At 45.2% G+C, this 11,230-nt stretch carries 7 protein-coding genes; 3 read left to right on the plus strand and 4 right to left on the minus strand.

All coding sequences use genetic code 11. The annotated features are described in order from the left end of the window. Positions 1-2,892, minus strand: a 2,892-nt coding sequence (gene nifJ / locus E7204_RS02890) for a pyruvate:ferredoxin (flavodoxin) oxidoreductase (protein ID WP_295181376.1), incomplete at its 3' end; no start/stop codon positions are given. Between the two features lie 248 nt (positions 2,893-3,140). Continuing rightward, the gene (locus E7204_RS02895) at positions 3,141-4,391 is read right to left on the minus strand and encodes a hypothetical protein (RefSeq protein ID WP_295181388.1); all 1,251 of its coding nucleotides are present in this window, start codon (positions 4,389-4,391) and stop codon (positions 3,141-3,143) included. Between the two features lie 425 nt (positions 4,392-4,816). On the opposite strand from E7204_RS02895, the gene E7204_RS02900 reads away from it, so the two are divergent. From E7204_RS02900 to E7204_RS02910, 3 genes are all read left to right on the plus strand, one after another. Then, positions 4,817-5,767: a LysR family transcriptional regulator gene (locus E7204_RS02900; protein WP_295181378.1), complete on the plus strand. Its 951-nt coding sequence runs from the start codon at positions 4,817-4,819 to the stop codon at positions 5,765-5,767. Positions 5,768-6,014: 247 nt separating this feature from the next. Further along, positions 6,015-7,211: a methionine gamma-lyase gene (gene megL, locus E7204_RS02905; protein ID WP_295181380.1), complete on the plus strand. Its 1,197-nt coding sequence runs from the start codon at positions 6,015-6,017 to the stop codon at positions 7,209-7,211. A gap of 436 nt (positions 7,212-7,647) precedes the next feature. Next, positions 7,648-8,832, plus strand: coding sequence for a cyclopropane-fatty-acyl-phospholipid synthase family protein (locus tag E7204_RS02910; RefSeq protein WP_295181382.1), 1,185 nt, complete (start codon positions 7,648-7,650; stop codon positions 8,830-8,832). Between the two features lie 154 nt (positions 8,833-8,986). Here E7204_RS02910 and E7204_RS02915 read toward each other — a convergent pair whose 3' ends face one another. Both E7204_RS02915 and E7204_RS02920 read right to left on the minus strand, forming a co-directional pair. Further along, the gene (locus tag E7204_RS02915) at positions 8,987-9,772 is read right to left on the minus strand and encodes a RibD family protein (RefSeq protein ID WP_295181384.1); all 786 of its coding nucleotides are present in this window, start codon (positions 9,770-9,772) and stop codon (positions 8,987-8,989) included. Between the two features lie 115 nt (positions 9,773-9,887). Beyond that, complete coding sequence (locus E7204_RS02920) at positions 9,888-11,054, minus strand: iron-containing alcohol dehydrogenase (protein WP_295181386.1); 1,167 nt, start codon at positions 11,052-11,054, stop codon at positions 9,888-9,890. Positions 11,055-11,230 lie beyond the last annotated feature (176 nt).

The following is an 11,230-nucleotide window of genomic DNA, read 5'->3' on the forward strand; positions in this document are numbered from 1 at the left end:
GCCGCCGAAAATCCACTGCGAACGTTTGGCCAGGTATTGTTTTTCTTCTAAAATAGCCGTCATAGCTTTAGTCGGTTCAGTCACCGCTTCAAGAAGGGCTACCAAACGAGCAGACCGTTCACGAGTACCGGCGCCCTGTTCACGATGTTCTACCCAATCAGTAAGAGCATCTTTCAATTCTGCCTGAGAATCATCACATTCATTGATGGCCGTTGCCGCATATTCAGCGATTTGTTCACGAATCTTCGTCGTGCCTACGCGCATACCGTAACCGAATTCCGCATTGTCTTCGAAGAGGGAGTTAGCCCAAGTCGGACCTTGGCCGGCCTGATTAACCGTGTAGGAAGATGTCGGCATGGATCCGCCCCAGATAGAGGAGCAACCGGCTGCATTGGCAATCATCATACGGTCACCGAAAAGTTGGGTAACAAGGCGCGCATACGGTGTTTCACCACAACCGGCACAAGCACCGGAGAATTCGAGGAGTGGCACTTCGAATTGGCTGCCTTTAACCGTTTCTTTCTTCATTGGGTTAGCCTTGGTAGGTAAGTTAACACCATAGTTCCAAGCGTCAGCCAATTGTAATTCTTCATCAATCGGCGTCATGGTAATCGCTTTACCCTTAGGCGACGGACAAATCTGTACGCAATTGCCGCAACCTAAGCAATCGAGTGGCGATACGGAGATGCGGAACTGCAAGTCGCCGGCGCCCATAGCCGGAATCGTTTCAAAACCTTCAGGAGCTTCTGCCACTTCTTCAGCCGTAGCCAATACCGGACGAATCGTGGCATGCGGACAAACGAAGGCACACTGATTACATTGGATACAGTTTTCTTTGTGCCAATGCGGTACGAATAAAGCAACACCGCGTTTTTCATAAGCTGCTGTACCAGCCGGTAACGTACCGTCTTCATGGCCCATGAAAGCGCTAACCGGTAGGTCGTAACCTTTTTGCGCATTAATAGGACGGCAAACATCTTTTACATAATCAGGAATGTCCTGCGTTTCAATAGCCGGCGCATCCACCGCATCGGCCCAATCAGCCGGTACCGTTACCGGTACAATGGCATTAACCCCTTTGTCGACAGCCATCATGTTCATGTCGATAATGGCTTGACCTTTTTTGCCATAAGTAGCCACGATGGAATCTTTGAGGTACTGTACAGCGTCTTCAATCGGAATGATGTTGGCCAATTTGAAGAACGCGGACTGACAAATCATGTTAATGCGTCCGCCAAGACCGATGTCTTGCGCAATCTGTGCCGCATTAATGATGTAGAATTTAAGTTTTTTATTGGCAATGGTCCGCTTCATGGCAGCCGGTAATTTTTCAGAAAGTTCTGCCGGCGTCCAAGTGCAGTTCAATAAGAAGGTGCCCCCTTCTTCGATGCCTTGTAAAATATCGTATTCATTTACATAAGCTTGGCGATGGCAGGCTACGAATGTAGGTCTGGTCACCAAGTATGGTTTATTAATCGGCTTTTTGCCAAAACGCAAATGTGACATAGTCACGCCGCCGGATTTTTTAGAATCATAGTCAAAATAGGCCTGCGCATACATATCCGTATGGTCACCGATAATCTTGATAGCCGTTTTATTGGCGCCTACCGTACCGTCGGAACCAAAGCCCCAGAATTTACAAGCCGTAATATGGGAGGCATCGATCCAAACATTGTCCGGACGCGGCAAAGATAAACCGGTTACATCATCGACGATGCCGATGGTGAATTCAGGTTTTGGATCAGCGGCTGCCAAATTATCAAAGGCAGCTACAATGTCAGCCGGAATCACATCGCGGGAACCGAGGCCGTAACGACCGCCGATAACGTTGATGTCGAGTTTTGCACGCGCAATGGCAGCCTGCACATCGAGGAATAAAGGTTCGCCCATGGAACCCGGTTCTTTCGTGCGGTCAAGTACGGCAATGCGTTTAACCGTCTTAGGCAAGGCTTCAACGAAGCGGTCCATAGCAAACGGTCTGAAAAGATGCACATTGATGGCACCTACTTTGCGGCCCTTAGCCAATAAGTATTCCACCGTTTCATTCGCTACCTGAGCACCCGCGCCCATTACAACTACAACGTCCGTAGCATCAGGAGCGCCTTCATAGTTGAACAAATGATATTTGCGGCCCGTGAGTTTGCTGATTTCAGCCATATATTCTTCAACAATGCCCGGAATATCCAAATAGAACGGATTGGATGCTTCACGATGGGTGAAGTACACATCCGGATTTTCCGCCGTGCCGCGCGTCACCGGTGCATCCGGCGTGAGCGCCCGTTTGCGGAATGCTTTGAGGGCATCCCGATCGAGTAACGGTGCCAATTCATCATAGTCGAGGACTTCGATTTTTTGAATTTCATGAGACGTTCTGAAGCCGTCAAAGAAGTTAATAAACGGCATACGGCCTTTAATAGCTGCCAAATGAGCAACGGCGCTCAAATCCATAACTTCCTGCACGGACGATTCGGCCAGCATGGCACAGCCCGTGGCGCGACAAGCCATTACGTCTTGGTGGTCGCCAAAAATCGACAACGCATGAGTTGCCAACGCGCGCGACGCCACTTGGAATACAGCCGGTAACAGTTCCCCGGCTACTTTATATAAATTAGGAATCATCAAGAGCAAGCCTTGTGCTGACGTAAACGTAGTCGTCAAAGCACCTGCCTGTAACGAACCGTGAACGGCACCGGCGGCGCCGGCCTCCGATTGCATTTCTACTACCTTAACAGTGTGTCCGAACACATTTTTACGCCCGTTGGCCGCCCATTCATCCACATGTTCCGGCATCGGTGATGACGGAGTAATCGGATAAATCGCAGCCACCTCGGTGAACCCGTACGAAATGTGTGCGGCGGCTTGGTTGCCGTCCATAGTCTTCATTTTACGCATAGTAAAGCCTCCCGGTATATACTTATATATTTGCGTCTGCATTTCATTGAATGCAGTTATCGCTGTTGGAAACTGATTTCACGCTAAACAAAAGCTCTCTCTTGATTCGGTCCTGCAAATTACTGTCTTTACTACATTTACTGCTTTGATTTTTAATTTTAACGACTTAATTGCTAATAATTGTTACACATTAATGACTGATAAACGTCAAGAACGCACCGGCGCCTATGATTCGCTCAGTAATTTTTTTAGAAAAACGGCGAAATACTGAGCAAGATGCCGGCGGCTATAATAAACATGAGGCTCGGGCTTCTGAAGCGAGCCAAAAAGTCCAGTTTATACACCAAATAGATGGGGATAAAGCAGCCGATAATACCCATAATCGGTCCCATCCAAGTCAAAAGACGAAGTACCGGGATGTTCAAAATAATAGCACCCCAAGCGACCAACACGCCGAACACCAAGGTGCCCCACGCAATCGCTTTACGATTAATACGATCTTCGTCATACACGCGTTTTAACAAATTAATAGCAATTCCCTGACACGATTCTTTGAATGCCAGGAATACGCCGAAGAAGGCTGTCATAATCGAGAAAATATTAAGCAATAAGCTTAAAATTCTCACCGTATCGCCGTCCATTTCACTCGCTGCAATAGCCAAGGCGGAAATATTTTGACTGGCCGCCATAACGGCTTGCTCATGACTCATGGCCAAATTAAAGGAAATGGCAAAGAAAAAGATGGTCACGAAAAGAACGCCGAACGATATATTCATGGCTCGCAAGGATTTGTGCCATGCCACCGCCACCGATTTATTGTGGGAGCGGTACGAAATTACCATAGGACTCAATGTCTGAATAAACAAGATTGACGTAAGCGTCAACGGCAACATGGTAAATGCTTTGTAGAGCGCTTCCGATAAGCTTGGTACAGCCGGAATATTCGCCAAATTCCAATGGCTCACCATGATGAGGCCTAAAGCAACAATAGCCAATAACTTAGTAAGTACCAGCCCGGTGGATACTTTGAAAAGAATCTTCTCCCCTTGAGCCGCAATGGCCACCAATAAACAAATAACACCCAACCCGTAGAACGGATTACTCGACAGAATCGTGTCCGTTACGTTGAAGGAGTATAAGAAAGACGCACTGTCATTGGTAATTGCCGTGGAATACACGAAGATACTGATGACAATCATAACGAAATAAATCGCCCCTAAGAAAATACCCCAGTTTTTCCCTAAATAATGGGAAATAACGGATGGATAATCCGTACATTCCGGCGATACCGCCAAGGTATTAACGAATAAGCGCTGGAACAGATAGAGCGCCGGATACCCCACGGCCGCTGCCAACAAGTACACCCACACCCCTACAATACCGACTTGAACGGGCAAGAACACGATACCTGCGCCAATAGCCATGCCGATACTCATGATAATCCAACCCCAGTCAGTACTGTCAAAACGGGTGGCTTCACGCCACTCAGCGTCGCTCATGCCGGCTCTGGCCGCTTTGCTCATCCCTATAGCAACCGGTTCGCCGACAGCCGTAAGCGTCGCCTCAACTTGAATTTCCTTGTTCATGAAAACCTCCTCTAATTATACATTATGACATATAAGTACAATTTCTCATAGTATATATTCTTATAAAGCATGACTTTTTTTTGCATTCCCTGTTACAATAAAAACGTCATATAATTCAATTTATTTATCAACCTAGTAATATACCTTAATAAAAGTCTTATATCTCCATAATCCCGTAGTTTTTATACCTGTTATAGTTAACTATCCGTGAGGGACGTACCGCTACGTCTAACGATACTTAATATAGGTTCAGCATAACATGTTAAAAATACGCTGTGAAATACTTAATTAAGTGCTGTTACTATAGTTTAAAGCTATGTCACTTAGGAGGCGTCCTTATGACCTTACAACAATTGCGTTACTTAGTCGAAATATCCAAATGCCAATCCATTACTGTCGCGGCGCAGCGTCTTTTTATCGCCCAGCCGAGCCTCTCGAAGTCCATCAAGGATTTGGAAAAAGAATTCGATATTACAATCTTGGAACGCACGCGCCACGGTGTTTCCTTCACCGTTGAAGGCCTTGAGTTTTTAGACTACGCCCATCGCATTTTAGAACAGGTCAACGGTCTCAACAATTACTTCAATCAAGATAGCATCAACAATCGCCTGACCCTCACCATCTCGGCGCAGCACTACATGTTCTCCATCGATGCGCTCACCAATTTTGTGAAACGTTTGAAAAAAACACCGGACTACACCATCGTATTCAACGAATGTCGCACATCCAAAGTCATCGACAATGTGCTCCTCGGTAAAAGTCAGCTGGGCATCCTCTACATGTCGCGGAGCAATAACAAATTTATGAAGCGTCTCTTTGCCCAAAAGGGCATCGAGTTTACACCGCTCCGCCAGTTCCCGCCATGCGTTTACCTCGGTCACAAACACCCCTTAAAAGATGCCCAATCACTTACTGTCGAAGATTTACAAGACTATCCGTATATCAAATACTATCAGGGCAATGACTCCTATCAATACGCCGAAGAAGTGAGTGTCCGCGGTCTTCAGGACAATCGCTCACTCGTCGTGTCGGACCGTTCCACCATTTTACGCCTCTTGGCCTGTACCGACGCCTTTACCATCGGCTGTGGCTGTTTGTTGCCGGACATCACCAAGGATCGCATCCTATCCATTCCTCTGGAAGGTGCTTTAGACCTCATCAACATCGGCTGGATAAAACTTCGCAATACCCCTATGACACCGGCCATGACGGAATATGTGGAACTCTTGGAAGATTCCATCGATTCCTTAAGCCATCCCGCTTTTTCCCTGATAAAAAACGAGGCCTGAATGATTCGCCCATCGCCTACGCCGTAACAATAACACAGATTTCTTATGCCAAAGAGCCATCGGCCTATGCCGGTGGCTATATTTATCCGTCATATATCAATTTATTTAGATATAGTTTTAATGCATGGTAAATGCAGTCCAAGGGATATTATACAGCATTAATTTTCCGTGTTACACTGACCTCAAAATAAACGGTGTTCCCAATAACAAGTCCGTTTTGAAAAGACACGTTTAGGAGGTATACAACATGGAAGATTTAAAAAACAAGGGATTCTCTACTAAAGCAATTCACGGCGGTACGGCGCCTAATACATTCGGTGCCTTAACCGCTCCGATTTATCAATCATCTACATTCGTATTCGACTCTGCCGAACAGGGTGGTCGTCGCTTTGCCCTCGAAGAAGGCGGTTATATCTACTCCCGCTTAGGCAATCCGACCAACACGCAGTTGGAAGAAAAATTAGCCCTTTTAGAAGGGGCCGAAGCTTGTATGTCCACCGCCTCCGGCATGGGCGCTATCTCTGCCACTTTGTGGACGGCCCTTAAAGCGGGCGATCATGTTATCGCTTGTGACACTTTATACGGCTGCACCTTCGCCCTCCTCAACCACGGTTTAACCCGCATGGGCGTAGACGTGACGTTCGTTGACATGGCCGATTTAGACGCTGTGAAAAAAGCATTCAAACCAAATACAAAAGTGGTCTATTTAGAAACGCCGGCTAACCCGACGCTTAAAATCATTGACATTAAAGCCATTGCCGACCTCAGTCATGCCCAGACAGACTGCCTCGTTGTGGTAGATAATACCTTCTGCACGCCTTACATCCAGAAGCCGTTATCCTTGGGCGCCGATGTAGTTGTACATTCCGCCACCAAGTACTTAAATGGTCACGGTGACGTCATTGCCGGTTTCGTTTGCGGCTCTACCGACTTCTTAACGCAAGTTTGCTTATACGGCATCAAAGACATGACCGGTGCGGTACTCAGCCCATTCGACGCCTTCCTCGTAGCGCGCGGCCTTAAAACGTTGGCCATCCGCATGGAACGTCATTGCGCCAATGCCATGAAAGTCGCTCAATTCCTCGAAACGCATCCGGCTGTTAAATCCGTAAACTATCCGGGCCTCACCAGCTTCCCACAATATGAATTGGCTAAAAAGCAAATGGCCTTGCCGGGCGGTATGGTATCCTTCGAATTAAAAGGCGGTGTCAAAGAAGGAGCAGTTGTTATGAACAGCGTAAAACTTTGCCGCTTAGCCGTTTCTTTAGGCGATGCTGAAACGCTTATCGAGCATGCAGCGTCCATGACGCACTCCACGTACACCAAAGAAGAATTGGCCGCTGCCAACATCAGCGAAGGCCTCGTGCGCTTATCCGTTGGTCTTGAAGATGCGGACGACATCATTGCCGATTTAGCCCAAGCTTTGGACCAAATAGCTAAATAGTTCAACATAGTCACAATCAGCAATGTAAGATCAGTATCCTAACGTAATCACTTCAAATTAACAGCAACCCTTCACGCCTCCTTTTACACTTGCGATAAGGTCGGCACCGGCAAATTGTCGACCTTAACGATGCGTGAAATTTAATACTTCTATTCACTCATTATATTTAAAAACTAATAAACTTATTTCATTAGACACTATGTAGTAGATAGGAACTCTCAATTACTAAAATGCCCTTGCCTGTAATCCTCGCGATTTCAGGTAGGGGCATTATTAATTATTCTTTATAATAACACAATAAAAATATTTTCATCTATTTATATTTTCTATATCTATTATTACATATTACAACCGCCAAATTGTTTGACTTTTCACATCTAAAGTTTTAGTATATAAAGAGAAGCTAGTCAAAATTTTAATAAGGAGGTACCTTGAAATGTTAGGCAATTTAGGTGAAAAAATAGAGGAAAAGGCAATGATTAGTTTCTTAAAACGATTTGATGCCAATCCTTTTAAAGTAAAATTTAAAGATAATGAATATATAATTGGCGAAGGGGAACCTCTTTTTACAGTAGATATGAAAGAACCCATTCCCGCAACCAAGCTCATGACGAGTACATCTATCGCTCTCGGCGAAGCATACATGGACGGCAATTTAGAAATTGAAGGCGATTTATACTTCGCACTGAACCACTTCCTCGGCCAGATGGATCAGTTTTCCACGGCCGGCGACGTACTCACAAAACTAACCCACAATCCGCTTACCAAGAAACACCAAGCGGAAGAAGTGCAGAGCCACTACGATATCGGCAACGATTTCTATTCCCTTTGGCTCGATGAAACCATGCAGTACTCTTGCGCTTACTTCGAAGATGAGAATACGACTCTTTACGAAGCACAGATGAATAAAATCCATCGCATTTTGGACAAACTGTATTTAAAAGAAGGCATGCGCCTCTTAGATATCGGCTGTGGTTGGGGTTATTTACTCCTCGAAGCGGCTAAAAAATACAAAATCAAGGGCACCGGCATTACGCTCAGCCATGAACAGTATGAAAAATTCCAGGAACGCATCAAGGAAAACCACTTGGAAGACTATCTCGAAGTGAAGCTCATGGACTACCGCGATTTACCAAAATCGGACTTAGAATTCGACCGCGTTGTGAGCGTCGGCATGGTTGAACATGTGGGCCGTGAAAACTATCAATTATTCAACGACTGCGTAGACTCCGTCCTCGTTGACGGTGGTGTTTTTCTTCTCCATTTCATCAGCGGTATGGATGAAAAACCGGGCGACGCATGGATGAGCAAATACATCTTCCCGGGCGGTATGCTGCCAAGCCTGCGTGAAATGATTTCCGATATGACGGATGATAAATTCCACATCTTAGACGTAGAAAACCTCCGCATGCACTACAATAAAACCTTATTGGAATGGGATAAAAACTTCCGTGCCCAGCTCCCAACCATTCGCCCAAAATTCGACGAACGCTTCATCCGCATGTGGGATTTATACCTTAACGGCTGTGCCGCTGCTTTTGCCAACGGCATGATGGACTTACATCAGATTCTAGCTACTAAAGGCATCAACAATGATTTACCAATGACGCGTTGGTATTAATAAAACGTGGTACCCCACTAATAACTAAAGCATAAACACAAAACCCCTGCTCACCGGCATTTGCTGATGAACAGGGGTTTTAGTTATATATTTTAAAAATTTTAAGATTCTAAAGCTTTAGTTTTTAGCTTTGACTATCTACTTGAGCCGGCCCTTATTTATGAGCCTCAATCATGCCCATTACTTCTTTATAGGTTGGGTCGTTGTCAAAGTCGAAATCAACTTTTTCACCAACCTGCCAACGAATCCAAACCGCATCATCTTCCATGATTTCAACGCTCAACGGCTTGAAAATTATCGGCTGATCTTTGGTGATACCCGGCTTAGCCATGAAAAGAGTTTGCGTTGACGTACTGCCATCTGCAGCCGGTGCAATAACCTGACTCACTTCGTCAACAAGGCCGGCTTGGAGGAAGCTCCAGTTAAGCACGGCTCCGCCGCCGAGCATCATTTTTTCAACCTTAAGAACCTCTTTAATCTTTTCACAAGCAAGGGCCAAATCAACAGAATCCTTGCCGCAGATTAAATAGCTGATGCCTTTTTGGCGAAGAAAATCTTTATAACTATTCGGCGTAGCTTCCGTTAAGATGGACACCACATGCGGCTTCATATCGCCATCTTCCGCCGTGTTGTCAGGCCACGCCAATTTACCCTTGCTGTCAATGGCAATCATGAACTGCCCCAAAGAAGCGCCTTCAGCAATAAAGTCGCCCGCCGGAACCTCAGGTGCCGCTTCATTAACCTGTGGTTTTTCATAATACGTAAAATTATCATCAATCGTCGTACGGCATAAAATAAGCGCTTGGTACTCATACTTCTGATGCTGCACTATGTCAAAAGAATCGCCTTCATCGACGGCATTGGGGCGCCACAAATATTTCCCCATGATTTTCCCGTCTAAACTGGTTTCCATGTGGCAAAAAATATAAGGTCTCGTCATCACTGTGTATCCTTTCCTTACGATATAACATACGCTCAAGCATGCGATATAACCTACGCTCAAGCTTGCGATATATCATAAACTCAGCCTAATACTATGGCTCAATATGCGGAAATTATAAGCTGGCTTTTAAAATGGCAACTACTTCATCACGTGTCAATACTTTATAGCCGCCTTTAAGAATAAACGTAGCATCAGCAATACCTTCAATCATTTCAGGTGTAGCGCCAAGGTCGGTTAAGTTCATAACCACACCGATTTCACGCATGTAATCGGCCATAGCGTCTAAACCGGCCAATGCAATTTCTTCATCCGTTTTACCGGCTGGATCTACATTCCATACATTCAAGGCATAGCGTTTAAACTTAGGCAAACCATCCTGTAAAATATGTTTGTAGTACGGAATAGAAACAGCCGACAAGGTCATACCGTGAGTAGCATCGGTATAGGCACCTACCGCCTGACCAAGCATGTGAACCATCCAGTCGCCCGGTTTTCCCATATGAGTGAATGTGTTCCGTGCCCAAGTGGCTGTCCACATAATATTACTGCGTGCTTCATAGTCCTTAGGATTCTTCACGGCAATGCGTGCACTATGAATTACGGAACGCAATAAGCCTTCAATTACATAGTCCGATGTATTATCATCGGTACCGGAGAAATATTGTTCCAGTAGGTGAGACATGATGTCAAAGAACCCGACTACCATCTGATACGTAGGCAATGTGTAAGTGTAAGTAGGGTCTAGGATAGAGAATTTAGGGAATACATTAGGGCCGAATACATGACCGATTTTCAATTTTTTAGCATGGTTCGTAATAACCGAGCCACCGTTCATTTCAGAGCCTGTACCTACCATTGTTAAAACAGTCCCTACCGGTACGATTTCACAATCCACATCCTCCATGCGTTCAAAATATTTTTCCCATGGATCTTCTTTACAATTAATCGATACCGACACAGCTTTCGCATAGTCAATAACGGAGCCGCCGCCTACAGCCAAGATAAAATCTACATTGCCTGCTTTAGCTCGTTCTACGCCTTCATATAATTTATCTACCGTAGGATTAGACATAACGCCGGCATCCTCAGTAATCGTCTTGCCGTTGGCTTTTAAAATTTCAACCACTTGATCGTAAAGTCCTGATTTCTTAATAGAACCGCCACCATATACAAGCAGAACATTCTTACCGAACTTAGGCAGTTCCTGATTCAATGATTCCAATGCGTTCTGACCAAAATGAATTCGAGTCGGATTTTCAAAAGTAAATGTACCTAACATGTCGTTTCCTTTCCTTTCTTTTACACCACGTATTCCAAATTATAAAAGTAATTCTGCCTTGGATTGCCGACTAATACTACGCCGGTCCACGGGCAACAAAATAAAATATATACGAGCAAATTGCCGGATAGCTTCTTTTACATATGTGCTATCACTAAGTACAATTCTATTGTACC

It is taken from the genome of Veillonella sp., from assembly GCF_015058545.1.
GTDB lineage: Bacteria > Bacillota > Negativicutes > Veillonellales > Veillonellaceae > Veillonella_A.

Excerpts from the sequence above, each read along its gene's own strand:
- E7204_RS02895 (WP_295181388.1), bottom strand. The coding sequence starts at position 4,391 with ATGAGCGACGCTGAGTGGCGTGAAGCCACCCGTTTTGACAGTACTGAC.
- E7204_RS02900 (WP_295181378.1), top strand. The coding sequence starts at position 4,817 with ATGACCTTACAACAATTGCGTTACTTAGTCGAAATATCCAAATGCCAA.
- megL (WP_295181380.1), top strand. The coding sequence starts at position 6,015 with ATGGAAGATTTAAAAAACAAGGGATTCTCTACTAAAGCAATTCACGGC.
- E7204_RS02910 (WP_295181382.1), top strand. The coding sequence starts at position 7,648 with ATGTTAGGCAATTTAGGTGAAAAAATAGAGGAAAAGGCAATGATTAGT.
- E7204_RS02915 (WP_295181384.1), bottom strand. The coding sequence starts at position 9,772 with ATGACGAGACCTTATATTTTTTGCCACATGGAAACCAGTTTAGACGGG.
- E7204_RS02920 (WP_295181386.1), bottom strand. The coding sequence starts at position 11,054 with ATGTTAGGTACATTTACTTTTGAAAATCCGACTCGAATTCATTTTGGT.